The organism is Pseudomonas antarctica, assembly GCF_900624995.1.
Classification (GTDB): domain Bacteria; phylum Pseudomonadota; class Gammaproteobacteria; order Pseudomonadales; family Pseudomonadaceae; genus Aquipseudomonas; species Aquipseudomonas antarctica.
Genome location: NZ_UYXQ01000003.1, coordinates 107,330 through 133,389 on the forward strand (window position 1 = coordinate 107,330; position 26,060 = coordinate 133,389).

Annotated in this window: 23 protein-coding genes and 1 pseudogene; 7 read left to right on the plus strand and 17 right to left on the minus strand. The window is 61.1% G+C overall.

Annotation, left to right across the window (positions count from 1 at the left end):
- Positions 1 to 8: 8 nt before the first annotated feature.
- On the minus strand, positions 9 to 920 hold the full coding sequence (locus E0F99_RS03410; protein ID WP_130908705.1) for a LysR family transcriptional regulator: 912 nt from the start codon (positions 918 to 920) through the stop codon (positions 9 to 11).
- Between the two features lie 106 nt (positions 921 to 1,026).
- Here E0F99_RS03410 and E0F99_RS03415 point away from each other — a divergent pair, with 106 nt between their 5' ends.
- Positions 1,027 to 2,538: an MFS transporter gene (locus E0F99_RS03415; RefSeq protein WP_083359998.1), complete on the plus strand. Its 1,512-nt coding sequence runs from the start codon at positions 1,027 to 1,029 to the stop codon at positions 2,536 to 2,538.
- Positions 2,539 to 2,597: 59 nt separating this feature from the next.
- Here E0F99_RS03415 and E0F99_RS03420 read toward each other — a convergent pair whose 3' ends face one another.
- Together E0F99_RS03420 and E0F99_RS03425 are read right to left on the minus strand one after the other, a co-directional pair.
- Complete coding sequence (locus E0F99_RS03420; protein WP_083359999.1) at positions 2,598 to 3,008, minus strand: HPF/RaiA family ribosome-associated protein; 411 nt, start codon at positions 3,006 to 3,008, stop codon at positions 2,598 to 2,600.
- A gap of 213 nt (positions 3,009 to 3,221) precedes the next feature.
- On the minus strand, positions 3,222 to 4,169 hold the full coding sequence (locus E0F99_RS03425; protein WP_083360000.1) for a LysR substrate-binding domain-containing protein: 948 nt from the start codon (positions 4,167 to 4,169) through the stop codon (positions 3,222 to 3,224).
- A gap of 137 nt (positions 4,170 to 4,306) precedes the next feature.
- Between E0F99_RS03425 and E0F99_RS03430 the strand changes: the two genes are divergently transcribed.
- The 3 genes from E0F99_RS03430 (at position 4,307) to E0F99_RS03440 (ending at position 7,772) form a co-directional block, all read left to right on the plus strand.
- Entirely contained in the window at positions 4,307 to 5,683 is a 1,377-nt protein-coding gene (locus E0F99_RS03430) for an L-serine ammonia-lyase (RefSeq protein WP_083360001.1), read from the plus strand.
- A gap of 201 nt (positions 5,684 to 5,884) precedes the next feature.
- The gene (locus E0F99_RS03435) at positions 5,885 to 7,171 is read left to right on the plus strand and encodes a serine/threonine transporter (RefSeq protein WP_083360002.1); all 1,287 of its coding nucleotides are present in this window, start codon (positions 5,885 to 5,887) and stop codon (positions 7,169 to 7,171) included.
- A 286-nt stretch (positions 7,172 to 7,457) separates the two neighbouring features.
- Positions 7,458 to 7,772, plus strand: a complete 315-nt coding sequence (locus E0F99_RS03440; protein ID WP_083360003.1) for a DUF3509 domain-containing protein — start codon at positions 7,458 to 7,460, stop codon at positions 7,770 to 7,772.
- On the opposite strand, the gene E0F99_RS03445 is transcribed toward E0F99_RS03440, so the two are convergent.
- Complete coding sequence (locus E0F99_RS03445) at positions 7,769 to 8,257, minus strand: phosphate-starvation-inducible protein PsiE (RefSeq protein ID WP_083360004.1); 489 nt, start codon at positions 8,255 to 8,257, stop codon at positions 7,769 to 7,771. The two genes, E0F99_RS03440 and E0F99_RS03445, sit on opposite strands and share 4 nt — an antisense overlap.
- A 313-nt stretch (positions 8,258 to 8,570) precedes the next feature.
- Positions 8,571 to 8,831, minus strand: coding sequence for a DUF6124 family protein (locus E0F99_RS03450; protein ID WP_083360005.1), 261 nt, complete (start codon positions 8,829 to 8,831; stop codon positions 8,571 to 8,573).
- A gap of 273 nt (positions 8,832 to 9,104) precedes the next feature.
- On the opposite strand from E0F99_RS03450, the gene E0F99_RS03455 reads away from it, so the two are divergent.
- Entirely contained in the window at positions 9,105 to 9,365 is a 261-nt protein-coding gene (locus E0F99_RS03455; protein ID WP_083360006.1) for a YebG family protein, read from the plus strand.
- A gap of 55 nt (positions 9,366 to 9,420) precedes the next feature.
- Here the strand turns inward: E0F99_RS03455 and E0F99_RS03460 are convergent, their stop codons facing one another.
- Entirely contained in the window at positions 9,421 to 10,440 is a 1,020-nt protein-coding gene (locus E0F99_RS03460; RefSeq protein ID WP_083360007.1) for a Leu/Phe/Val dehydrogenase, read from the minus strand.
- 187 nt (positions 10,441 to 10,627) lie between these two features.
- Here E0F99_RS03460 and E0F99_RS03465 point away from each other — a divergent pair, with 187 nt between their 5' ends.
- On the plus strand, positions 10,628 to 11,431 hold the full coding sequence (locus E0F99_RS03465) for a SirB1 family protein (protein WP_083360008.1): 804 nt from the start codon (positions 10,628 to 10,630) through the stop codon (positions 11,429 to 11,431).
- A gap of 1,267 nt (positions 11,432 to 12,698) precedes the next feature.
- On the opposite strand, the pseudogene E0F99_RS03475 reads toward E0F99_RS03465, so the two are convergent.
- The 4 genes and pseudogenes from E0F99_RS03475 to hmgA form a co-directional block, all read right to left on the minus strand.
- Positions 12,699 to 14,059 (minus strand): annotated as a pseudogene (locus E0F99_RS03475) (MFS transporter).
- Positions 14,060 to 14,134: 75 nt separating this feature from the next.
- Entirely contained in the window at positions 14,135 to 14,779 is a 645-nt protein-coding gene (gene maiA / locus E0F99_RS03480; protein ID WP_083360009.1) for a maleylacetoacetate isomerase, read from the minus strand.
- An 11-nt stretch (positions 14,780 to 14,790) separates the two neighbouring features.
- Positions 14,791 to 16,077: a fumarylacetoacetase gene (fahA, locus tag E0F99_RS03485; RefSeq protein WP_083360010.1), complete on the minus strand. Its 1,287-nt coding sequence runs from the start codon at positions 16,075 to 16,077 to the stop codon at positions 14,791 to 14,793.
- Positions 16,078 to 16,080: 3 nt separating this feature from the next.
- The gene (gene hmgA, locus E0F99_RS03490) at positions 16,081 to 17,364 is read right to left on the minus strand and encodes a homogentisate 1,2-dioxygenase (RefSeq protein WP_130908706.1); all 1,284 of its coding nucleotides are present in this window, start codon (positions 17,362 to 17,364) and stop codon (positions 16,081 to 16,083) included.
- 120 nt (positions 17,365 to 17,484) lie between these two features.
- On the opposite strand from hmgA, the gene E0F99_RS03495 reads away from it, so the two are divergent.
- Positions 17,485 to 18,264: an IclR family transcriptional regulator gene (locus E0F99_RS03495; protein WP_083360012.1), complete on the plus strand. Its 780-nt coding sequence runs from the start codon at positions 17,485 to 17,487 to the stop codon at positions 18,262 to 18,264.
- A 1-nt stretch (position 18,265) separates the two neighbouring features.
- Here E0F99_RS03495 and dacB read toward each other — a convergent pair whose 3' ends face one another.
- From dacB to E0F99_RS03530, 7 genes are all read right to left on the minus strand, one after another.
- Positions 18,266 to 19,717, minus strand: coding sequence for a D-alanyl-D-alanine carboxypeptidase/D-alanyl-D-alanine endopeptidase (dacB, locus tag E0F99_RS03500; RefSeq protein ID WP_083360013.1), 1,452 nt, complete (start codon positions 19,715 to 19,717; stop codon positions 18,266 to 18,268).
- A gap of 115 nt (positions 19,718 to 19,832) precedes the next feature.
- Positions 19,833 to 22,253, minus strand: a complete 2,421-nt coding sequence (locus E0F99_RS03505; protein ID WP_083360014.1) for a TonB-dependent siderophore receptor — start codon at positions 22,251 to 22,253, stop codon at positions 19,833 to 19,835.
- 233 nt (positions 22,254 to 22,486) lie between these two features.
- A complete protein-coding gene (locus tag E0F99_RS03510; RefSeq protein ID WP_083360015.1) occupies positions 22,487 to 23,422 on the minus strand; it encodes a glutathione S-transferase family protein in 936 nt (311 codons plus the stop codon).
- 76 nt (positions 23,423 to 23,498) lie between these two features.
- Complete coding sequence (locus E0F99_RS03515; RefSeq protein ID WP_083360016.1) at positions 23,499 to 23,774, minus strand: GIY-YIG nuclease family protein; 276 nt, start codon at positions 23,772 to 23,774, stop codon at positions 23,499 to 23,501.
- Positions 23,775 to 23,810: 36 nt separating this feature from the next.
- Complete coding sequence (locus E0F99_RS03520) at positions 23,811 to 24,281, minus strand: nuclear transport factor 2 family protein (protein ID WP_083360017.1); 471 nt, start codon at positions 24,279 to 24,281, stop codon at positions 23,811 to 23,813.
- An 87-nt stretch (positions 24,282 to 24,368) separates the two neighbouring features.
- The gene (locus tag E0F99_RS03525; RefSeq protein ID WP_083360018.1) at positions 24,369 to 25,013 is read right to left on the minus strand and encodes a DUF1120 domain-containing protein; all 645 of its coding nucleotides are present in this window, start codon (positions 25,011 to 25,013) and stop codon (positions 24,369 to 24,371) included.
- Between the two features lie 229 nt (positions 25,014 to 25,242).
- The gene (locus E0F99_RS03530; protein WP_083360019.1) at positions 25,243 to 25,878 is read right to left on the minus strand and encodes a response regulator; all 636 of its coding nucleotides are present in this window, start codon (positions 25,876 to 25,878) and stop codon (positions 25,243 to 25,245) included.
- Positions 25,879 to 26,060: the final 182 nt, after the last annotated feature.

Genomic DNA, 26,060 nt, shown 5'->3' on the forward strand with positions numbered 1-26,060 from the left:
AACGGGGTCTAGCTGCCCGCCAGACAACTCGGGGTGCCGGCGACCAAGGCATCGATGGCACAGCGTGTCTTGGCCGGCATGTGTGCGGCCGTGGGCCAAATCACATGGATCGGCGCAGGCTGGTCGCGGTAGCTCGCCAGTACCGCTTCCAGTTGGCCGCGCAGTACATAGTGCGCAATCAGCCAACTCGGCAGCCAGGCCAGACCCACGCCCGCAATGGCTGCATCTGCCACGGCCTGGAGGTCGTCCATCATCAGGGGCGAGGCAACCCGTGCGCGGTGTGGGCGACCCTGGGCATCGTTCAATTCCCACTCCAGGCGCGGTGCACTGCAGCGGTAGGCAATGCCCCGATGCCCGGCCAAATCCTCAAGACATTCGATTCGTCCGCAGCGTTGCAAATACGCCGGTGCTGCGGCCAGGCCAATCGCTTGCTCGCCCAAGCGGCGTGCGCTCAGGCGGTCAGTGTCGGGCAGCGGGCCAATGCGTACCGCCAAATCGAAACCTTCCTGGGCCACATCTATCAGGCGGTCCGAAAAAGAAATCTCGATCTCCAGTTCCGCAAACCGGTCCATCAGCCCCCATAGCGCAGGCGCCGCATAATGGTGACCGAACGCCAGTGGCAGGCTCGCCCGTAACCGCCCTCGCGGCTGTTGCCGGCCACTCTCCAGCACCGATTCGGCGGCTTCGAGCTCGGCCAGTGCACGCAAGCAATGTTCGTAGTAAGCCTGCCCGTCCTCGGTCAGCCGCTGGCGGCGCGTGGAGCGCTGCAACAAGCACGTGCCCAGGCGAGCCTCCAGCCGCGCCAACCCTTTACCCACGGCCGAACGCGTGAGGTTCAGCCGTTCGCCAGCTTCGGTCAGGTTGCCGCTTTCAACGATTTGCAGAAAGAGTTCAACGCCCTCAAAACGCGGAGTCGCCATGCTTTCGTTGTCGCTCTTGATTCCCCTATTGAAGGAAAACTTATCACAAATAAAGAATCCTGTTCCCGCGAGAATGGTGTGACCACCTAATCGAAAGGAATATCCCATGCCACCCGTCGCCGCCGTATCGGCCGTCAGCGCACCGCGCACCGCCAAAGATGGCCTGGCCCTCACGGCCGTCTGCCTCGTAGCCCTGATGTTCGGCCTGGAAATCTCCAGCGTGCCGGTGATCCTGCCAACCCTGGAACAGCAACTAAGCACGGGTTTCCAGGATGCGCAATGGATCATGAATGCCTACACCTTGGCCTGTACCAGCGTGCTAATGGCGGCAGGCACACTGGCCGATCGCTTTGGGCGGCGGCGCATGCTGGTACTGTGTTTGTGGCTGTTTGGCTTGGCCTCGCTGGCCTGTGGCCTGGCGAACGACGCGTCCACGCTGATCGCCGCGCGGTTTGTTCAGGGCGTGGGCGCCGGGGCGATGATGATTTGCCAGTTCGCGATTCTTTCGCACCAGTTCCGCGAGCCGGCGGCGCGTGCGCGTGCCTTCGCGATCTGGGGCGTGATCGCTGGCGTGGGCCTGGGCTTCGGGCCGATGGTCGGCGCGCTGATTTTGGCAGTCGCGGACTGGCGCTGGGTGTTCCTGGTGCATGTGCCGCTGACCTTGCTGACCCTCGTGCTGCTGCGCATCAGCGTGCAAGAGTCCCGTGACCCGGCCGGCCACCGCCTCGACATCGCCGGCATGCTGACCCTGACGCTGTCGGTGTTCGCGCTGGTTTACTTCATCACCCAGGGCAGCGAGAACGGCTTTTGCACGCCGGCCATGCTTGGCTGGGCAGGCTTGTCGTTGGTCGGGCTGCTGTTGTTCATCACTGTCGAGCGGCGCAGCGCGCACCCGATGTTCGATGTCTCGGTGTTCCGCATCCCGCGCTTCAACGGCGCGCTGATGGGCTCGATCGGCATGAATTTCAGCTTCTGGCCGTTCATGATTTACCTGCCGCTCTACTTCCAGGCCGGCCTGGGCTACGACACGCTGACCACCGGCGGCGCCCTGCTCGCCTACACCTTGCCGACCTTATGGGTGCCGCCGCTGGCCGAACGGCTGGCCCTGCGCTACGGCGCCGAGCGCATCATTCCTTTAGGCCTGGGCATGATGGGCGCGGGGTTTATCGCCATGGCCGCGGCCAATGCTGCCGAGCACGCGAGTATTGTGCTGGTACTGGTCAGTTGCGTGACGGCCGGCGCGGGGTTGGCGCTGACTAATTCGCCCACCACCAACACCACCACCGGTTCAGTTTCAGCCGACCGCGCGGGCATGGCCTCGGGCATCGACCTCAGCGCCAGGCTGATTACCCTGTCGCTCAACATCGCGCTGATGGGCCTGGTGCTGTTGCTGGGGATCAGCCATCACCTCTGCGGCGTGCTGCCCGCCAGCTCGGCACTGGATTGGCCCGCCATCAGCCAAAACATTGCGACAGGCAAGCTGGACACGCTAGGCCTGGCCCGCGCGGATGCCCAGGCGGCCCTGCGCCACGGCGCCGGTTGGGCGATGCTTTTTGCGGGCTTGGGTGCCGGCGGCTTGGCGATGCTAAGCGGGTATTGCTTCCGACGTGGCAGGTAAACGAAAACGGGCCTGCAGATGCAGGCCCGTTTTGTTGGGGTTGAAAAAACAGTCAGCTATTAGCCGTTAAGCGTAGCCTGTTCGTTTTCCAGAAATTCCTCTTCGAGTTCGGCCTCGTCGGCCTTGGTATCAGGCAGTGCTTGCCCGGCGGCGCGTGGTTTGCCGCGTAACTTACCGTACAAGTGCTCCAGCGCATGCTCAAGCTTGGTAGCTGCGCCATCAATCGCCTGTTCCAGGGTATCGGCCTTATGCAGGACCGACAGTGGTTGATGGCCTTTTGGCCGCGCTTCCAGGCGGCAACTTAGATCGTGGGGACCGGGCTTGTCGCCATTCTCATCCTTCAGGTAGACCTCGACGCGGGTCAGGTCTTCTTCATAACGTTCGAGCGTGCTCTCAATGGTAGTACGTACCCACTCCTCCAGTCGGATGCTGCTTTCAATATGGTTATCGCTATTGACTTGGATTTGCATAGTTCTTCCCTTATTTCAGCTAGCTCGCAGGAGGTCACAAACTGCAACACCGGGGTGGTGAAACCATGACCTCTTGTTTACACAATTGAGCAGTCAGAAGAACATTTCAAGCCCTTTGCAAAGATAAATCCAACTTTACAAATTAAGCCTGACGACGAGCAAAATCGCTGTTAGGGTGGGGAGTTAGTTACATCTTCTTACGCCCAGCGAACCTCATAATTGCCCCTCTCCCAACGGGTGCAATCCGCGAAAAACCCCCGCTTCCTCCACCAGCCAGTCATGCACCGCGCGTACGCCCGGATGGTTCAGCGCGCCCGGCGCGTACAGCAACACATAGCGTTTATGGTTCGGCACGGCCAGGCCGAACGGCACGATCAAGGTGCCACGCTCCAGCTCATCGTTGAGCAACGTGCGCCGCGCGATGGCCACGCCCATGCCGGCGATGGCGGCTTCGATAGTCAGGTGGTTGCGGTTGAAGGTGTGGCCACGCCGTACGTCGGCGTGGTGGTAGCCGATGGCGTTCAGATAAAACTCCCACTCGGCATATTCATAACTCCCACGCCAGGCGGTGATGTCGTGCAGCAGCGGAAAATGCACCAGGTCGGCCGGGCCATGCAGCGGCGGGCGACCGCGCAATAGGCTGGGGGCGCACACCGGAAAAATCTGCTCATCGAGCAGGGCGGTGGATAACAGGCCGGGGTAGCTGCCGTCATTGAGGTCGATAGCCAAGTCGAAGTCACCTTCGTGCAGCGCGATGCTGCTGTCTTCAGCGACCATGCGCAGCTGGATATCCGGAAAGCGTTGCTGCAAACGCGGCAAACGCGGGGTCAGCCATTTGCCGAGAAACGACGGGATTGAGCGCAGGCGCAACGTGCCGCTGATCATCCCCGCGTCCAGCCGCTGCAACTCCGCATCGATGCTGCCATAGGCCTCCCCCACCGTCGCCGCCAGCCGTTGCCCCTCGGCACTCAACTCCACACCGCGCGCGCGCCGATGGAACAGCCGAAAACCCAGACGCTCCTCCAGCTGGCGGATTTGCTGGCTCACCGCCCCCGGCGTGATGTGCAGTTCTTCGGCGCAGCGGGTGAACGACAAATGCCGCGCAGCGCAGGAAAAAACGTGCAGCCAGACGTACGTCTGGCCATGAAGGGGCCGGGTCATAGCGTTTAGTCCTGCTAAAGGGTGTCTTAGGATAATTCGTTGGTCAGTACCAACCCAGAGGCTCAGTATCGCGCCAATTCCGCCTGCTCTACAAAACATGGCAGCGATTTCTACTCCATTGCTTGTAAGGCTTTAGCATGGCTATCAGTGTTTTCGATCTATTCAAGGTGGGCATCGGCCCTTCCAGCTCCCATACCGTTGGCCCAATGCGGGCGGCGGCGACCTTTGCCCAAGCACTCACCGACCAAGATTTACTGAGTGGCACGCGCCGTGTCGAGGTGCGCCTGTACGGCTCGCTGTCTGCCACCGGCGTCGGCCATGCCACCGACCGCGCCTGCGTGATGGGCTTGATGGGTGAATGGCCGGACAAGGTCGACCCCACCTTGATCAATGCACGCATCCAGCAACTGCGCGAAACCGGCCAATTGCTGCTGGCAGGCACACAGGAAATTGCCTTCAACTGGCACAAAGACCTCCTGTTGCTGGACGAAAGCCTGCCCTACCACCCTAACGCCATGTCCCTGCACGCCTATGGCGACAATGGGCTGCTGAGTGAACAAACCTATTACTCGGTAGGCGGCGGTTTCATCATCGAGTCGGCCGAAGCCGCTTCCGGTATCGCGCCGACCAGCGATGTTGAATTGCCCTACGACTTTTCCAGCGCCGTCGAACTGCTGGCCTTGTGCAACAAGCACGGCTTGCGGGTTTCCGAGCTGATGATGGCCAACGAACGCGCGTGGCGCAGCGACGAAGACATCCGCAGCGGTTTGCTGCATATCTGGTCGGTGATGCGCGAATGCGTGGAGCAAGGCTTGCGCGATGAAGGCATCTTGCCCGGTGGCCTGGATGTGCCACGCCGTGCGGCGAAACTGCACCGCAGCCTGTTGGAAATCGGCAAGCCCAACGTGATCACCTCGACCTTGTCGGCGATGGAATGGGTCAACCTGTTCGCCCTCGCCGTCAACGAAGAAAACGCCGCTGGCGGGCGCATGGTCACCGCACCCACCAATGGCGCGGCAGGCATCATCCCGGCGGTGCTGCATTACTACATGAAGTTCAACCCGAACGCGTCTGACGACGACGTGGTCAATTTTTTCCTGGCAGCCGCCGCCGTCGGCATCCTCTGCAAGAAAAACGCCTCGATCTCCGGCGCCGAAGTCGGTTGCCAGGGCGAAGTGGGGTCGGCCTGCGCGATGGCCGCTGCTGGCCTGGCCGATATCCTCGGCGCTACGCCAGAACAACTGGAAAACGCCGCCGAAATCGGCCTGGAACACAACCTCGGCCTGACCTGCGACCCCGTCGGCGGCCTGGTGCAAGTGCCGTGCATCGAGCGCAACGCCATTGCCGCGGTCAAGGCGATCAACGCCACGCAAATGGCCCTGCGCGGTGATGGCAAACACTTCATTTCCCTCGACCGGGTGATCCGCACCATGCGCGATACCGGCGCCGACATGCATGACAAATACAAAGAAACTTCACGGGGCGGCCTGGCAGTCAACTGGGTGGAGTGCTGATCAGAGCACCTTCGAAGGCCGTGTGAAAGCGTAGCGAGCGAAGGCAAGACAAGGCAAAAACAGGCGAGGAAGCGGAGTTTACTGGTTGTAAATGAGCATTCCGAGCCTGTTTTTAACGCAGGATTGCCGAGCGTAGTAGCTTTCACATGGCCTGAGCGCCCCAACGTGAGCCCGCGCAAAAACAATAACGAGGCAATATCGATGACCGATGTACGTACACCTGCTGCTGAACATCCTGCTATAGCAACAACCGTGACCAAAGGCTGGACCAAACACGACACCACCTGGATGCTCGGCCTTTACGGCACCGCCATCGGCGCCGGCACCTTGTTCCTGCCGATCAATGCCGGCGTCGGCGGCTTCTGGCCACTGATTGTGCTGGCGCTGCTGGCCTTCCCGATGACCTTCTTCGCGCACCGTGGGCTGACGCGCTTTGTGCTGTCAGGCAAATCCGGCGACATCACAGAAGTGGTCGAAGAACACTTCGGCGTCGGCGCCGGCAAACTGATCACCCTGCTGTACTTCTTCGCCATCTTCCCGATTCTGCTGGTGTACAGCGTGGCGCTGACCAACACCTTGAGCAGCTTCATGGAACACCAACTGCAGATGGCTCCGCCGCCACGGGCGATTCTCTCGCTGGTGCTGATCCTCGGCCTGATGGCCATTGTGCGCTGCGGCCAGGGCGTGATCGTCAAAGCCATGAGCGTGCTGGTATACCCGTTCGTCGCCGCCCTGCTGTTGCTGGCCGTGAGCCTGATCCCCAATTGGAACGGCGCGTTCTTCGCCTCCGCCAGCGAGGGCATGCCGCTGCCGGCTTTCTTCAAGACCTTGTGGCTGGCGATCCCGGTGATGGTGTTCTCGTTCAACCACTCGCCGATCATCTCCGCCTTCGCCGTCGACCAGAAGCGCGTATACGGCGCCCAGGCCGAGCGCAAAAGCAGCGGCATCCTCGCCACGGCCCACGGCATGATGGTGCTGACGGTGATGTTTTTCTGCTTCAGCTGCGTGCTGGCGCTGTCGCCGGCAGATCTGGCGGCTGCCAAGGCGCAGAACATTTCGATCCTGTCGTACCTGGCTAACCACTTCCAGACGCCGGTAATCGCCCACGCCGCACCGCTGATCGCGCTGGTGGCAATTACCAAATCCTTCCTCGGCCACTACATCGGCGCCAGCGAAGGCTTTCAGGGGTTGATCGTCAAATCCTTGCGCGGGCGTAACCGCTCTATGTCGGCCAAAGCGCTGGAACGCTGCACCGCACTGTTCATGGTGCTGACCTGCTGGGCCGTGGCCACCTTCAACCCGAGCATCCTGGGCATGATCGAAACCCTGGGCGGGCCGATCATTGCCTGCCTGCTGTTCCTGATGCCGATGTACGCGATTCGCCGCGTGCCCTCTTTACGCCAGTATTCGGGGCAGGTGTCGAATGTGTTTGTGGTGGTGATCGGGCTGATTGCGCTGTCTGCGATCGTTTTCTCTGTGTTGCCCTGAAATAGCCCACAACACAAATCCAATGTGGGAGCGGGCTTGCCCGCGACAGTGGTCTGTCAGCCAGAAATTATTAAGCTGATCCACCGCAATCGCGGGCAAGCCCGCTCCCACAGGGGTTAGAAACAGTCAGATAGGTCGTCATACGGCACGCCCTTTGCTGTACAGCCTACGAGGCAAACGGACTTTGTGACCCCTCAGCGACGGAGTGGCCGGTGGTCAGGCAACGCGAACTAAACCCGACACCGGTCGTCAATGACTGCATGTTCTTATCAGGCGGTAACGCACCATGGACAATCCTTTTCAGATCATCACCGACACCTTCACCCCACAATACCGCGTCAACCTAAGCATCCAGCGGCTGGATGGCAGCATCATGCTCACCCTCTCCAATGAGGAGCGCGTGGTCGCCAAACGCATGATCAGCGCCGAACAACGCAACGACCCGCAGCGGCTCAAACGGCTGGTGCAAAGCATTCAGTTCGGCATCGCCATCGAGCAAGGCCACAGCGCCATGGAAATCCTGGCGGTGATGACGGACGGCGACCATAAACTCCTGCAGCGACCGCCCGCCCGCACCCTGCCCTTCAGCGTCGGGCTTTAAAGCTCGCCCTTCTCGGTTTCCAGGCTCGCCTCGCCTTTGCGACGCGGGCCTTCGACTTTCACCGAGGGGAACGCCGACGAGGCATAGCGCACCACCAGAATCGAGAATGCCAACAGCAAAATGCCGCCGCACAGGTAGATGATGCCGATGTCAGGCGGGTTGTGGTGGGAGACGTTGGAGATCAATAGGCGCGTCAGCGCGGTGATCGCCACGTAGATCAGGAAGCGCACCGGCATGTGGTTGGTCTTGAAATAAATCCCGACCATTGCGCCCAGTTCCAAGTAGATGAACAGCAGCAAGATGTCATCGATCTTGATGTGCCCGGTTTCCAGCATTCCCAAAAACTCCATCACCGCCGCCCAGGCGGTCACCGCACCAATGGCGAACAACGCCAGGTAGTGGAACGTCTCGACAAACAGATTGCCCAGCGACTCAGCCAGCCCATGGACATTTTGACGCAGCTTTTCGGCCCAGTTGAATTTCACGATGATGCTTCCTTAGGTCGGCTCGACCGGATAATGCGGGTGGGACGTGACGGTTGTTCTGCATGCAGAAAAAAGGCCAGAGGCAGGTATAAGATGATGGCGGCGTGATATGAGGCACAAGGCAGGCGCATAACCTGTGGCGAGGGAGCTTGCTCGCGCTGGGGTGCGAAACGCCCTTGATCGTTCCCACGCTCTGCGTGGGAATGCATTCCGCGACGCTCCGCGTCCCCTTGAGCCTTGCGTGGGCAGCGGGGCGCAGAGCGCCCCTGACGGCATTACCACGCGCAGCGCGGGAACGATCGGTAGTGAGGCCTCAGGCGGGTGCGACTTGCTCCAGGGCTCGGTCGACCAACAAGCCGCCCATTTCCACTAGTTGGTGAATCGCCAAGACCAGGCTTCGCTGCGGGCCTTCAAGGTCGAATGCCAGCCTATTGGCCATTTCACGGGCGCTGCTTAGGGTTTCGCTGGCGTTTGCCAGAAGGGTTTCTGTGTCCACTGTAGGTGTGACGCTGAATAGCGTAACGGGCGGCTCGCAATTCAAAGCATCGACGCTACGGTGAGTATCGTTTTCCATGGTGCGGCTCCGGTATTAATCAAGAAAGTTCTCCTTTTCGTGTTCGAGCCGCCAAGCTCGGCCCCGCGTTGCAAGGCCCGGAGAAGGTAAGCCACCGTAGGATTACTCGGCAACCTCAGCGTGTCGTCAGAAATTCCCGTTCTAGCAAACCCCTATTTCCCAGCTACATTAAAAAACTGCTACCCAAACCCCATCGTTTGGCTTACTCTTTTAGCTGTATATAAATACAGTAGTCGCAAAAGACAACTATCGTGAAGGCATGTGAGGTGGTGAATGGCCGTCGAAGTGGTATACCGCAGCAGCCGAGATCTGGAGCGTTTGTTCATGGATAAAGCCGAAGCTGACCGTCATGACAAAATGCTAGAACTCGCTGAGTTGCTGGCAGAAGTGTTGCAAAAAGCCGTGCCGTCCCTGAACGAGCAGCAGGTGGAAGAAGCCGGGATCTACATGGCGAAGAACCGCGATGTATTTGCCAAGGCGTTCAAGAGCCAACCGGACGCACTGTCCGAGTTGCTGAACCCAGCGACAGAGTAAAGCCCGAATTGAACAGGCCCTGAATCATTGGTTCAGGGCCTTTTTAATGCCTGCGCTATGGGTAGAGCAGGCGTTCAGCCAGCTCATCCGCCACCCGTGCGGGCGAGCGTTTTTCGGCTTGGGCGTGGGCGAAGATTTCCGTCAGCCGCGTGCCGATGTTCGACAGGTGCGCAGTGATGCCTGGCAGTTCGGCGCCGCTGTGCTTGAGGGCGACGTAGATCAGGCCGCCGGAGTTGATCACATAGTCCGGCGCGTAGAGGATGCCGCGCCCTTCCAATTGGTCGGCGATGTCCAGGTTGGTCAGTTGCGCGCTGGCGGCACCGGCCACGGCGGCGCAGCGTAGCTGGCCGACGCTGAGCCGATTGAACACGGCGCCGACGCCGCACGGCGCGAGGATGTCGCACGGCGTGCTGAGCAAGGCGTCGTTGGCGATGGGGTGTGCGCCGAGTTGTTCCATGGCCAGTTGTACCTTGCCGTGGTCGATGTCGCTGACCAGCAGCTCGGCACCAGCGGCGTGCAGCTGTTCGGCCAGGGCGTAACCGACATTGCCCAGGCCCTGGACGGCCACGCGCAAGCCTTCGAGGTTGTCACTGCCCAGGCGCGCCATGGCGGCGGCGCGGATGCCGGTGAACACGCCCATGGCGGCATGGGGCGCGGGGTCGCCGGCGGCGGTGGTGCTGGTAACGAAGCGGGTGTGCTGGGCGATGCAATCCATGTCGGCCACCGACGTGCCACTGTCGATGGCGGTGATGAAACGGCCGTCGAGTTTTTCGATACAGCGGCCAAACGCTTCAAACAGTGCCGCACGGCTCTCCACATGCACGGGGCGGATGATCACTGCCGTGCCGCCGCCCACCGGCAAACCGGCCAGGGCGGCTTTGTAGCTCATGCCTTGGGCCAGGCGCGCGGCATCGGCCACGGCACTTTCATCGTCGGGGTAGGCGAGGTAACGGCAACCGCCCAAGGCAGGTCCCAGGCGGCTGTTGTGGATGGCGATGACCGCCTTCAGCCCGGTCGCCGGGTCGATGCTCAGGTGCAGCGATTCAAGGCGGGTGCTGTGCATGAGCGCAAACATCGTCGGGCTCCCGAATCACTTCTGGTAGAGGCCCAAGTATAGGCTTACGCCAGGAAACTGCCGAAGTGCGCTGGAATAAGCCGCCCGATTTCACAGCCCCAGCGACATAAGCAGGTCGGATATTGCTTAAGTCACTGGACGAAAATTCACCGCAAGGCTAAAACAGGGGCATCCGTCGGAGAATGCAATGAATCCCCGCACAGCCTTTTTCGCCTGCCTGGACCGTTCACCCGCTGCGCTGTTTGAAGCGGCGCTGTGGATTGCTGCCGAGCATGACCCGGCCGTGCAGCCACTGCTGATCCTGCAAGATCTTGCGTTACTGCAACAACAGATCAGCGTAGGTATGCCCCTGTTGCCTGCGGATGAACTCGGCCAGCCGCTGTTGCGGCGTATGAATGACCTGGGGTTCGCCCAGGATGACTTCACCCCCCTGCGCCCCGCCGCCGCCTTGCTGGACAAGGTGCTGCAGCGCAAGCGTGGGCAGCCGCTGGCGATGGGGCTGATCGCGCTGGAGATGGCGCGGCGCCTGGATATCCCGATGGCGGGCGTGAACTTCCCGGGGCATTTCCTGCTGCGGGTGCCCGGTGCCGATCACCTGCTGGACCCGTGCGGTGGGCGGCGTTTGTACCCCAATGACTGCCGCGAGTTGCTGCACCGTCAGTACGGGCCGAATCTGAAGTTGCAGGCCGACCATCTGCTCAGCGCCGAACCACGCTCGATCCTGCAACGGTTGTCACGCAACCTGCGCCAGTTGCACCTCTCCAACGATAACCCATTGGCCGCTCTGGTCGATGCCGAGCGTGTGTTGGAGCTGGGCAATGCCAGCGCCGCCGACTACCTGGCGCGGGCCAGTCTGTACCAGCGCCTGGATTGCCCAAGCGCCGAGCGCTATGACCTGGAACACGCCTTGTTGCTCAGCGAAGACCCGATCCAGCGCCTGCGCCTGACCGAGCGGCTGGGGCACCTGCCGCCCAACTCAGTGGTGCATTAATGGGGTGGGAGCTGGCTTGCCTGCGATAGCGGTGAGTCAGCCATACATCTGTCACTGATACACCGCTATCGCAGCATAGGTATCTACACATTTTTTTATGGGTTGAGTTCTTTGGTTGTCGCGGGGGCGCTGGGTACATATCCGTTATTTGGGTCATGGCCTCTATTGGTTCCGCTCTTACAGCGGGTCACTTTTGAAAGAGCGCAAAAGTAACCAAAACGCTCTTGCCCCACCACTCGGCACCTCGCCTAGGCTCGGTGTGCCCTCACGCAGGCTTTGGACCGTGGGCCGCCGCCATGGGCCATCCTTGGCCCATCGCGGCTAAACCGGCGTCCTGCCGGTTTACCCACGCTCCAAAGCCTGCGTTCGGCCAGCGTGGTTTACGGGGCGCCTAAGATCAAGATCAAAAGCACGGCGGCCTAGTAGCCGACCTGAGTGGTTAGATCAAAAGCAAAGCAGAGGCGGCCTGACAGCCGACCTGATATTTGAAACTGAACTCAATCTAATGTGGAAGCTGGCTTGCCTGCGATGGCATCAACTCGGTGTACTTGATGGACCGAGGTGTCTGCATCGCAGCGGTGCGGCGATCCGAAAAACCAGCTCCCACAGAAAAGCAGAGCACTGCGGTGCTGGCAGTCGAACTCGGTCAAAACTGTGGGAGCGGCGGTGCGACGACTCGACTTGCTCGCGAATGCGGTGGGTCAGTTACACATGAGCTGGCTGACCCACCGCATTCGCGAGCAAGCCCGCTCCCACATTGGGATCTCAGTACATCAGCTAGATAGGGTGGTGCTCTGCTTCTGCTCTGCTTCTGCTTCTGCTCTGCTTTTGCCTTGCTTTTGCTTCTACCACTCAGGTCGGCTACTAGGCCGCCGTGCTCTTGCTTTTGATCTTGATCTTGATCTGAGGCGCCCCGTAAAACCACGATGGCCGAACGCAGGCTTGAATCCGTGGGTAACCCGGCAGGACGCCGGGTTAGCCGCGATGGGCCAAGGATGGCCCATGGCGGCGGCCCACGGATTCAAGCCTGCGTGCGGGCATGCCGAGCCTAGGCGAGGCACCGAGTGGTGGGGCAAAGACCTTTTGCTTACTTTTGGGTCTTTCCAAAAGTGAGCCGCTGTAAGAGCGGAACCCTACGAAGCCGTTACCGCAGCAACGGATATGTACTCAATCTACCTAAACCATCCCAGGCTAAAAGCAACACAAAAAGTTGCGTAGACACGCATGGCAATCGCAGACAAGCCACACACATTTGACTTGCGTTGAATCAGTGACTCCCCGGCGCTTTGAGAATAGCGCTGTGCAGCGAGTCCTTCGGCGCATTTGAGCCAGGCGAACGCACTTGAATGATCAACAACGCGGCGATCACCGCCGGAATCGCGCAGAAGAAGAAAATCTGCTCCACCGGAATATGCATTGCCAGCAACAGGCTGCCAAACAGCGGCCCCAGGATTGAACCAAATCGCCCCACTCCGAGCGCCCAGCCGGTGCCGGTGGCGCGCACGTGCGCCGGGTAGAAATTACTGGCGAACGCATTGAGGGTCAGCTGGCCGCCGATAATGCAGAACCCCGCGGCGAACACACAGGCCACCAGATAGCGCGGATTATCGTGGTTCAAGCCGAGCAGAACGGTGCACACCGCAGCCGCCGCCAACACACCGGACAGTAGCCGCACTTTGCTTTTCAGGCGGTCGGCAAACCAGGCCATGCCAATGGCGCCCAAGGTGCCGGCGAACAGGAACATTGAGGTCACCAGATTGGCTTCCTTCAATTCCAGGCCGCTTTCCAGCAGCAACGACGGCAACCAGCTGATCATGAAATACAGCAGGATCAGGCTGACAAAAAAGGTCGCCCAGATCAGCAGGGTCGGGCGCGCGTAGCCGTTGCGGAACAGCTCCACCACCGTGAGTTTGCTGCCTTGTTCCTGGCGGTTTTCGGCATCACTGGCCAGCGGCGGTTGCCAGTCGGGCAGCATGCGCGCCGTAACCTTTTGCAGCCGCCTATAAGGCGGTGCATCACGCAGCAAACGCGGCAGGGATTCAGGCAACAGCCACACCAAGAAAGGAAACAACAGCAACGGCGTCACACCACCGGCCAGGAAGACCGCCTGCCACCCGTAGCCGTCGATAAACCCCGCCGCCACGAAACCGCCCGCTGCGCCGCCGAATGAGAAACCACAGGCTGCCAACGTCACCATCAAGGTGCGCATGCGGAGTCCGACATCAGCGCCATGGCGCTCGGCATCGCGCCGCCCATGCCGATGCCGCAGATAAACCGCGCGGCCATCAGGCTGGTCAGGGAATTGGCGAACACCATCAGTACCGTGAGGCTGGCGTAGATCAACACGCAGCCGAGCAGGATACGTCGCACGCCGAACCGGTCGGCCAGCGGCGTCACCAGCAATGAGCCCAACGTCAGGCCCAGCAGGTTGGCGCTGAACACGGGGCCGAACGCGGCTTTTTCCAGGCTCCAATCCTTGGCCAATGCCGGCACCACATAACCCAGCACTTGGGCATCGTAGCCATCGGTTACCAGCAGCAACGCCAGCAACAGGAGGATCAACCACTGGTAGCGCGACACCGGACGGGCGTCGAGTGCCGCGAGAAAGCTGGCAATCTGATTGTGCATCGCAAGGTACCTGTTATTTTTATAAGGATGACGCCGATCAACTGTGGGAGCTGGCTTGCCAGCTCCCACATTGATTTAGGGTGTGGCAGGGGTATCGGGTTGATTAGCTGGATGCGCCTGCACAAATGCCGGATGCTGCGCCGCCAACGCGGCTACCCGCCCGATGCGCGGGTACGCCGCCAGCGGCACGTTGAAGCGCTCCGCCGCGTACAGCTGCGGAATCAGAAACGCGTCCGCCAGCCCCGGCTGTTCACCAAAACAAAAGCCTGTATCGCCAATCAACTGCTCCACCGCACTCAAGCCTTGGCTGATCCAATGCCCGATCCACTCGAGCAAGTGCGCCTCATCATGCCCCCACTTGCGCAGCAAGTTCTGAGTGCTGGAGTTGTGCAGCGGGTGAATATCGCAGCCGATGATCGACGCCACCGCGCGCTCATGGGCACGGGTCGCCAGGTCTTTGGCAAGCAACGGCACCTGTGGATAACGTTCGTCCAGGTACTCGATGATCGCCGGCGACTGAATCAACAGGTCGCCGTCATCGGTACGCAAGGCCGGCACACGGCCCTGTGGGTTGATCGCCAGGTATTCAGGCTGGCGATTAGCGCCGCCCGGCGGCACCAGCAGGTTGACCGGCACGGCGGTGAAGTCCAACCCCTTGAGCGCCAGCGCGATACGTACCCGGTATGACGAAGTGGAGCGGTAGTAAGTGTAGAGTTCCATCGCCCGGCCCTCTACCGCGCCGCAACCACGGTGCCACGGCATTCGCCGAAGCCGATGGAGGCAAACCCTTCGCGGCTGCACCGTGCGCGCAGGATGATTTCGTCGCCGTCCTCGAGGAATTTACGCACCTCGCCCGAGGCCAGTTCAATCGGCTTTTTGCCGCCTTCGGTGATTTCCAGCAGGCTACCGAACTGCCCCGGCTGCGGCCCGGACAAGGTGCCTGAACCAAACAGGTCACCGGCCTGCAACTGGCAACCGTTGACGCTGTGGTGGGCAACCATTTGCGCCACGGTCCAGTACATGTGCTGAGTGTTGCTCAGGGTCAGGCGATGTTCCGCCAGGTTTTGCTCACGCATCGCGGCGGTGCTCAGCAACACTTCCAGTTCGATATCAAAGCCGCCGGCCGCCTGGTCACGCGTGTCCAGCAGGTACGGCAGCGGTTGTGGATCGCCCTGCGGACGCGCCGGTTGCGCTTTACGGAACGGTTCCAGCGCTTCGGCCGTCACCACCCATGGCGAGACGCTGGTGATGAAGCTTTTCGACAGAAACGGCCCCAACGGCTGGTATTCCCAAGCCTGGATATCCCGCGCCGACCAGTCGTTGAGCAGGCAGAAACCGGCGATGTGCTCGGCGGCGTCGCCAATCGCAATCGAGTCGCCCATGGCATTGCCCTGGCCGATCCAGATGCCCAGTTCCAATTCGTAATCCAGGCGCGCGCAGGGGCCGAAGGTTGGCTCGGTCTGGCCGGCCGGCAGGGTCTGGCCTTTAGGGCGACGTACCTCGGTACCCGAGGGGCGAATGGTTGAGGCGCGGCCGTGATAGCCAATCGGCACGTATTTGTAGTTCGGCAGCAAGGGGTTGTCGGGGCGGAACAGTTTGCCGACGTTCTGCGCATGTTCGATGCCGACGTAGAAGTCGGTGTAGTCGCTGATTTTTGCCGGTAAGTGCATCTGGCAATCGGCAGCCAGATGCAGCACCTGCGCTTCACGGCGTTGCAGCTTACTGCCTTCGGCAAGCAACTCCAGCAGGCGTTCGCGCAGGGCTACGCGCGGGCCACGGCCGAGTTCAAAAAAGGCGTTCAGTTGGCCGCCAACGGTGGCTTCAACAGCGCGACGCGCCTCACCGTCAAACTCATCCAGGGCGGCGTGCAGGTCGAGGATCGCGTCGCCAATCGCTACGCCGCTGCGCGGTGCCGAGCCGTTGATGCTGAACACGCCCAGCGGCAGGTTCTGCAGGGGAAAATCGCGGTGACCGTTGGCGCTGGTCACCCAGCTGCGGGTTGGCATGGGTTGAGTCATCGGTTATCTCCGGTTCGGGTTGAAGGTGGCAGGCAGCGAGGCCCAGCACGCGTCGTAAGAAGGTTGCAGCTGCGGGCATTCCAGGGCGAACTGGGTCGGGCGCAGCACTTGGCTGGTTTCGAACATGAAGGCCATGGTGTTATCGATCTTGTGCGGCGCCAGCTCGACGTTGATGGCCTTGGTGCACGTTTCGCCGTCCGGGCCGTGGGCGCTCATGCAGCTGTGCAGCGACGCGCCGCCGGGCAGGAAGCCTTCGGCCTTGGCGTCGTAGGCGCCCTGGATCAGGCCCATGTATTCGTTCATCAGGTTGCGGTGGAACCACGGCGGACGGAAGGTGTTCTCGGCCACCATCCAGCGCGGCGGGAAGATCACGAAGTCGAGGTTGGCCAGGCCGTGCACGCTGGGGGGCGAGGTCAATACGGTAAAGATCGACGGGTCCGGGTGATCGAAACTCACCGTACCGAGGGTGTTGAAACGGCGCAGGTCGTATTTGTACGGCACGTTATTGCCGTGCCAGGCGACCACGTTCAGCGGGGAATGGTCGAGCTCACAGGCCCACAACTCGCCGAGGAATTTTTGTACCAGCGTGGTCGATTTCTGGTGGTCTTCGTAGTGGGCCACCGGGGTGAGGAAATCACGCGGGTTGGCCAGGCCGTTGCTGCCAATCGGGCCCAGGTCCGGGAGGCGCAGCGGCGCGCCGTGGTTTTCCGCGATGTAGCCGCGCGCTTGGGCGTCCAGCAGTTCGACGCGAAATTTCAGGCCCCGGGGCAGCACGACGATTTCCAGCGGCTCGACGTCCAGCACGCCGAGTTCGGTGGCGATGCGCAGGCGGCCCTGCTCGGGCACGATCAACAGTTCGCCATCGGCGTTGAAGAACACGCGCTCCATCGAACGGTTAGCGCGGTAGTTGTAGATGCTGATGCCGGACGGTTTTTCCGACCCTGAGTTTGCGACCACGCCGACCAGCCCGTCGATAAAGTCCGTCGGCTCGCCGGGAATATCCAACGGGTTCCAGCGCAACCGATTCGGCGTCACCGCGCCCAACGGCCCACCGGCCAACTGCCGCTCAAGCTTGACGAAGGCCGGGTGATTGGCCGACGGCTGGATGCGGTACAGCCAGGTGCGGCGGGCTTCGCTGCGCACCATGGTGAAGGCCGTGCCGGAGAACAGTTCGGTGTAGAGGCCGTAGGGCGCTTTTTGCGGGGAATTGTGGCCGACGGGCAGCGCGCCGGGCAGGGCTTCGCTGGCGAATTCATTGCCAAAGCCCGATTGGTATTCGAGGTTCATGGATCATCCTCTGTACGGAAGTTGTTTTTATCGTAATCCAGTTACGCATAACGTAATTTGATCACTGTCGACCGTCAAGCTATAAAGACGCCCATTCATCTCTCGGATTCTCGCCCCTTCATGGAAAAGCCACGCGACACCGGTAAACAGAAAGTCCGCTCGGCCGAAGTGGGCACCGATATCCTCAAGGCCCTCGCCGAACTGTCCCCGGCCACTTCGCTGTCGCGCCTGGCCGAGCATGTGCAGATGCCGGCGAGCAAGGTCCACCGCTATTTGCAGGCGCTGATTGCCTCAGGCTTTGCTGAGCAGAATACCGCCACCAACCATTACGGCCTGGGCCGTGAAGCGTTGCGCGTGGGACTGGCCGCGCTGGGCAGCATGGATGTGTTGAAAGTCGGCGCCCTGCCCCTGGCGGAGCTGCGCGATGAATTGAATGAAACCTGCTTTTTAGCGGTGTGGGGCAACCAGGGCGCGACGGTGGTGCACATCGAGCCGGCGGTGCGCGCGATCACGGTAGTGACGCAATTGGGTTCAGTGCTGCCACTGCTCAGCTCGTCCACCGGGCTGGTGTTCAGCGCTTACCTGCCATCGCGGGAAACCATGGCGTTGCGTGAGCGTGAGATCCAAGCCGGTCTCGCCCATGCCTTGGCCGACGATCAGGCCTATGCCAGCGCATGCGAACAGATCCGCAGCCGTGGCCTGCACTTTGTGCATGGTTTGCTGATGCCCGGCGTCGACGCATTGTCGGCGCCGGTGTTCAATGCGGTCGGCCAGGTGGCGGCGGTGATGACCGTGGTCGGCCCTACCTCACTGTTCCACGCCGATGAAGATGGCCCGGCGGCGCAGCATTTGCTGGCGGCGACCCGGGCCGTGAGTTGGCGCATGGGCTATCAGCCCTGAGTCAATCGTCCCAGCGTGACAGGGCCACCGCCACGCGATTTTCCAAGGCCTTGACCTGCGCCCCGGCCACCACGTAATTGTTGCTGATCATCGAGAACACCAACCGGCGCCCATGCGCGCCGGTGATGTAACCGCTCAACGAGGATACGCCGCCCATGGAGCCGGTTTTGGCATGCAGGTTGTTTTGCGCCGGTGTGCCGCGCAGGCGATAGCGCAGGCTGCCGCCGGTCATGCGGTCGGTGTTGCCGGCAATCGGCAGCGCGTTGTACCAGGCGTTGAACCACGGCTGTTTGCTCGCGGCCAGCAGCAAGTCGGTGAGGGTTTGCGCCGACACCAGGTTCTGCCGCGACAGGCCGGAACCGTCAACCTGCTTCAGCGTCGCGGTGTCCACACCCTGGCGTTTGAGAAACCCCGCGACGGCCACCACGCCCGCTGCCGCCGTGCCGCTATTCGCGGTCTTGCGGCCCATGGCCTTGAGCAACGCTTCAGACATGTTGTTGTTCGAGAGTTTGAGCAGTGGCGTGATCAACTCCTGCAACGGCGCCGATTGATGCTCGGCCTGCACGGTCACGCCGGCCGGGCTGGTAGCCCCCATCACCCGACGCCCGAGCACCGTGATGCCTTGCTGCTTCAATGCTTGTTCAAACAAATTGGCTACCAGTTGCGTCGGCTCCCACACGCTGACCAACTGCTGACTCTGCCTGCCCGGCGCGACGGCACCGCTGAGTTGCAACAGATTGGTGCCGTGGCGGCGGTTGATGCCATAGGTATTACCCGGCCCACTGACGGCGCGGTTGCTCAGTTGCAGGTAGTCGGTGGGCGGGAAGACCTCGACGCTCACAGGCACGCCGACGCGCACCGGCGCCTTGGCCGTGACCAGCACACTGCCTGCATCAAAATCCGAATTGGGTGACACGGTCAACGCTGAAATCTGCGCGCCGTAGTAGGTGGTTTCATCATCGTGGGACCAATCGACGCCCAGCCGCTCGGCGTCAAACCAGGTGTCGTCGAACACCAAGTCGCCTTGCACCTGGCGAACGCCTTGGCTGGCCAGTTGTGCCGCCAGGGCCTGGTAGTCGGCGAACTGAATGGTCGGGTCGCCCAGGCCGCGCAGGTAGAGGTTGCCGGTCAGGCGATCGCCCTGGCGTATACCGTTGCTCAGCAGTTGCGTGGAAAACCGGTATTGCGGCCCCAGCAGGTCCATCGCTGCGGCGGTGGTCAATAGCTTGAGGTTGGAGGCAGGCATCAACCGTGTGCGTGGGTTGTGTTGGTAGAGCGTGTTGCCGCTGCGCGCGTCACGCACCACCAGCGACACCGTGGCGCCCTGCAGCGCCGGGTCGGCCAGCCATTGATCGAGGCCGTTGGAGGTCGGCGAAACACTCGCGCAGCCGCCCAGTAAAAAACTCAAACCGACCAGCATTGCGCTGGTGTGTATCCATCTGCCCAACTGCATCAGTACCGTTTTCCCGCAAAGTCTTCAGTGACGGCAACGCTACCAGCTCAGTGCTGTTGTGGCGAGCGGGCTTGCCACAACAGCCCGCTCGCCACAGGAAGCTGCGCTTTACACATCAAAACTGGAGCGTACTGGACACCGACACCTGCCGCGCATCCCCCAGCGACACAAACACCCGGCTCGCGGCGGAGGCGTAGTACGTGCGATCAAACAGGTTCTTCACGTTGAGCTGGAACTTGACCTTCTGCCCTTCGATCTTGGTGTCATAGGTGGCAAACGCGTCTGCAACGGTGTAGCCGGGCAGGTTGAAGTCGTTGGCGGCATCGCCAGCACGTTCGCCGACATAACGAGCACCCGCACCAACCCGCAGTTGATCACCCCCGAATACGTTGCCGAAGTCGTAGACCGCCGAGAGCGAACCGGTGTGCTTGGCCACGTTTTGCAGGCGGTTACCCTCAAGAGTCGGGTCTTTGTCCTTGATGTCTTCGGCATCAGTGAAGGCGTAGCTGCCGATCACGCTCCATTGGTCGGTCAACTGGCCGGTGGCGTCCAACTCCAGGCCACGCGAACGCACTTGGCCGGCAATGCTGTAGACGGTGTTCGCACCGGAACCCACCGAGACCAGCACGTTGCGTTTGTCGATATTGAACAACGCCGCGCTGGCGGTAATCCGCCCAGGAATGTCGAGCTTGGCTCCCAATTCCCACGACTTGGATTCCTCCGGCGTGAGGTCGCCGGTCAAGGTGCTGCCATCGGCCAAGGCGGCGATGGTGGAGTTGGGTTTGAACGACTCGGTGTAGCTGCCGTAGAACGACAACTCATCCGTGTAGCGGTACACCAGGCCGGCACGCGGCACCCAGGCTTGGCCATTGCCGTTGGTGTTGGCCTTGAATGGCACGCCCTTACCGGCGTATTGGTCGTACATCTGATAGCGCACGCCGCCCACCAGGATCCACTGGTCGGTCAGGTGAATGGCGTCCTGCAAGAACAATGAGTCACTGCGCAGCAGGTCGGTCTGGGCGCTGTCCTTGGCGCTGACGGTGGTGCCCTGCACATCCTTGCCGTAGACCGGGTTGAGGTAGCTGAAGGCACTGCGTTGCGACTGGCGGATCAGGTCGGCGCGGTAGATCTTGCGGTACTCATCGTCCAGGCCGAATACCAGATCATGCTGCATGCCTGCGAGGTTCACCTTGCCTTCCAGGCTCATCGTGGCGAAGCGATCAGTGGTCAACGCGCCCCGGGTGCCGTCCATACTGCGGGTCAGGGTGCCGTTGGGGTTCACCGACACAATACGCACTTGGCTGGCGTCGTAGGTCTCGCGGTTCCAGCTGTAACCGACATGCGCCTTCCAGTCGTCGTTCAGGTCGTGGTCGACTTCCAGGCGGTACAGGTCGGAGCGGCCCTCCATGTTGTTGAAGGGTTCATCCAAGCGACGGGTTGTGGGGATGTTCAGCGGGTGGTTGGTCTTGGGGTCGATGGCGGTACCACGGTCGAACGGCGAGAGGAATTCGCGGTGTTCATAGGCGAACACCACCTGGGTGGTGTCGCCGTACCAGGCCAGGGAAGGTGCCACCAGCGTCTCGCGGTGGGTGCCAAAATTGCGCCAGTAATCTTCGTCTTCATGGTCGACGATCAGGCGATACGCCAAGCCGCTGTCGCCAATCGGGCCGGTGGTGTCGAGGTTGCCGCCGCTGCCGTTCTTGCCACCACCGAAGGTCGAGCCGCGCGCGGTCAGGGAAGTGGACTGCACCAGCTCGGGCTTTTTGCTGACGATATTGACCACGCCACCTGGGTCCTGAATACCGTAAAGCAGTGAGGACGGGCCTTTGAGCACTTCAACACGCTCGGCGGTGGCGTTCAAGGCACGGCCCTGCACCACCGGCATGCCGTCTTTCATAATCGAGCCGTTACGGTTATCGCCAAAGCCGCGCAGCATCACCGCGTCCTGGGTGCTGGCCAAGGTGTTGGCCTGGGTGATGCCGCTGATGTTGGCGAGGGCGTCGTCCAGATTGCGCGGGGTCTGGTCGCGCAGCACTTGGGCGGGCACCACGTTGACGGTTTGCGGGGTTTCCAGCAGCAGGCCATGGGCGCGCATCACCGAGCTGGTGGGCGGTGGCTGGTAGCTGGTGCTGTCCTGGGCCTGGCCGGCGCCGCTGATGGTGGTGGCGCCGAGGTTGACCGCGCCGTCGGTGGGCACGGGCTCCAGGGCCAGGGTGCGCGCGTCGATCTGGCGGAAGGTAAAGCCGGAGTGACCGAGCAGGCGTTGCAGGGCCTGGTTTGCGCTCATCTGCCCGCTGACCGCCGGGGCGCTGAGGCCGTAGGGCGCTTCATCGGTGTAGATCACGCTGATGCCAGTGACCCGGCTGAAATCGCTCAAGGCCTGGGGCAGCGGTTTGGCTGCCAGGGCAAAGTTGAACTGGGCGCTTTGCTGCTCCTGCGCGCGCGCCACGCCGAGGGGCAGCAACGCCAGCCCCGACACCGCCAATACCGAGGCTCCCAGCCACTGTTTTACCCAACCGCCCGCCGTCGATTTCATGCTGTGAGAACCCGTGTAGAAAACGCTGTTAATGCGAATAGATCGCAGTTTCAAGCACTACACGGATGGGCGGCGGATTTACCTCACCTTTGTTTGCAAATATTTTTATCACGATCGTTCCCACGCTCTGCGTGGGAATACCGCTCAGGACGCTCCGCGTCCCGCCGTTGACGCCTGCGCAGGGGCGACGCAAGCGTCACGGGCTGCGTTCCCACCCAGAGCGAGGGGAACGATCATTGCGCTTGAATGCGGAAACCCAAGCGCGGGAAGTGCACATGCACGGTGCCGCCCCGCTCGTCGGTACGCCGCAGGATCAGCTCTTCGCGCCCGGCAAACAGCAGCTCGCCCGCCACCAGGTCGGTGCCGTAGTCGGTGGCGCAAATGCTGACTTGCTGGCCCGGTCTGAAGCCGTTCAAATCCTCGAACAGTTCATCCGGCAAGGCCGCAGGCGTCGCATTACGCGCGACTTCCAGGGCTTGCTCGGCGCTCATCTCACTGGCAGTGCCATGGCCGAAGCTCAGCACGCGGTCCAGCCAGGTGGCCACGGCCGGATAGGCATCCACCAACGGCGCCGTCACCTGCGAGCCTTTGAGGAACCACAACGGGTGCGCCAGGGCAAAGTCGGCAATCGAAGGTTCACCGAACAGGAAGTCGCCTGCCTGGTGCTGCAATTGCTGATCGATGCGGCTGATGATCGTCGGCCATTGATGCTTGGCGAGGTCCAATTGCACGCGGGTGGCAGTGCCACCGCTGAACAGTTTGGCGCGGTCAGCCACCAGCACTTCAAGCATCTGCGGCGGCACCTTGGCGAACTTGACCGCCAGGGATTCGGGCTGGAACACCAGCGCCACGGCGTGAGCGAACACCTGCGAATCGGCCCAGGCAGCGAAGCTTTGAGTGACCAGTTCCAGGCCTTGGGGAAACAGCGCGGGTGCGGACTTTTCCTGCTCCAGGCGGTGAGCGATCAAGGCAGTGTCGCAGTAGATATCCGCGCCGACTTGCAGCACCGGCGTCTTGCGGTAGCCGCCAGTGAGGGCGGTCAAGTCTGGCTTGGGCATCACCGGCGAGATCAATACCGAGCGCCAGGACAAACCTTTGAAGCCCAGCAGCAGCCGGGCTTTTTCAGCAAAGGGGGACTGTGGGTAGTGGTGCAGGATCAACTCAGACATACCTGGCTCCGCTTAAATAAGTGAGCCGCAAGCTTAGCCTGCAAAACCACGCGAGGGAGCAATGGGAACCCATCAGTCAAATCAATGAACCACTCGCTGCCAGACACTCCTTGGCGCTCTTCTTCAGCTTCTTGATCAGCCGCTCCTGGCGCAGCGCCTCGCCTTTGCTCGCGCATTGCTCGGTGTACACCAGCGCCACCGCGGGGCTGGACAGGAAGAACCGCGCGCCCTTGCCACTTTGGTGAGAAGCAAAGCGGCGCACCGGGTCGTTACTGATGCCGCAATACAGCGAGCCATTGGCGGCGCGCACCAGGTAGACAAACCAGGGTTTGGGGTCAGGAAGGTCAGTCACAGGTCGATTCGGCAAACCAGAGGAGTGCCAATCTTATCAACGACCGACCTGGAATGCCTTCAGGCCTTTGAGTGCCTGGGCGCGCACGGCGTTTTTCAACGCGGGTGACCAACCCAGCAACAGCCCTTTGAGGCCCAAGGCCTGGCGCGACCAACGCCACAGATCGAAATGGTCGTGGTGCTCGCAGATCTTGCCATCGCGAAACACAAACCGTGCGCCGATATCGTTGACCACCGTATTGCCGGTGGCGCTGAACAGGTAAGTCGCCACCCAATGCGCGCTGCCGGTGGTTTCGTCACTGCGTATATGGTCGAAGGTCAGCGAAAAGTCCTTGGCACGGGAGGTCAGCATGCGCCACATGTCCCCGGCATCGCGCCCGCGCAGCTCGCCGAACGCCGGGTCACTGAACAGCACGTCGTCGGTGTAGCAGGCGGCCATGGCTTCGGCGTCCAGGCGCTGGAAAGCACTGTAGAATTCGGTGATCAAGGCGTTGTGGGCATCACTCATGGGCAGGTTTCGCACGATAGTCAGAGGTGTTGAACGATAGTCCGCGCGGCGAGGGAAAGCCATGACCTTGGGTGATACCCGGCAGGGTTACATATACTTGACCTCCAGGGTGGCGCTGCCGTCTACGTGTACTTCTTCATCCATCGGCAGATAATTCTTGTGCGCGAGGGTGGTGCTCACTATTACATCCGTTTTGAAGGTCGTCATTGCCAAGGGCGTGGGGGCTGCGCTACTCGGGTCTTTGGCGGTGCGTCTGAAGCCTGGCTGCCAGACCGTATTGGTGGCATACATCCACTCATTACCATCCCAGGATTCGATCAATTCTGCGGGTTGATCGTCGGCGGTAGCATTGGCCATTTGCAGTCGGTACCGGCCGATCTTTTGACCGCCGCTGGCCACGTTCAAACCAAAATGTGACTTATCCCCCGACTGATACGGAGACGTCGCGGTACCGGCGCGGTTATCCGTAATATTAACGGCCATCAGCATCGGCCCACTGCAGTCAACTCTCAAATTCAGCCTAGCGTCTGGCAGTTCTTTCTCCCCCGACGCGGGGAAGTCCTGGAACGAGACTTTCCCGTGATCCACTACGCCATTATTGGACAAGGTTGGCGTACAAGCCGACGGCGTGATCACGCCGACGACACTGAGGTCCACGCTGGACGCGGCGATTGCATTGGAAACACCGACCAGCCAACAGGCAGCGGTTATAAGTACACGAGACGGTTGCATATCAATGCTCACTTTCGGTCGATAATTAACAAAATCAACACGCGCGCAGGGACGCACTGCCAAGCTGTAAGTTCGACTCAACTAAATAGACTAGGAATGTTATGCCGCCCCCATCAATAGCCGTGGCGACCCTCACAACTTAATGAATAACTCGTTCAGTGTTAATACACATAATACGAATTCCAACGACGCGCCATTTAATTGAGCGCCGTCCTAAAACGGCAACTTTCTACGGCACCATTCCAGCGGCACGCGCATAGGCAAACAAGTCCACATCCGTCGAAATACAGAGCCGTTGCATGGCCGTGCTTTTTTGTTTGCTGATGGTGGAAATGCTGCGGTTGACCCGTGCCGCAATCTGGCTGACGGTCAGGCCACTGGCGAGCATGCGCACCACCTCACGCTCCTTGCCGGACAACTGCGGCTGTTGCGACTGGTCGCCCCCGCCAGCTTCCACCAGTTGCTCGCGCAGGGATTCACTGGCGAAGCTCTGGCCGGCACACACGGCCTTGATCGCCTGGGGCAACTCCTTGGCCGAGGCATTTTTGGCCACGATGGCTCGAGCGCCATGGGCAAAAGAAGCACGCAAGGTGGCGATATTGGCAAACATCGTGACCAGAATCACCGGCAACCCCGGGTACTGGCGACTTAACAGGCTCAGCAAACCGTAGCCGTCGGCCTGCTGCCCGCCAGGCATGGCGAAGTCAGTGATGAGCAAGTCGCAGGGGACCTTAGCCAATAGACTAAGCAGTTCATCGGGGCCACTGGCCTCACCGACCACTTTGCATCTACCGCCCGCCTCAATCACCACTCTCTGCCCGATACGCACGATGGGATGATCGTCAGCAATAATTACTCGAAGCATAGCTACCCACGGATGATGGCAAATTGAATCCGCGCAAAATACCCCCGCCGTCGCTCCTCAACAACCGCCAAACAGAAGCACTTTTTAGCCGCGCCCAATGCCAGATAGCAGACGCCATAAAACCTACAAAATAAAAGGAAAGTACTCACATCTAAAAACTACAATACAAAAGAATAAATTCC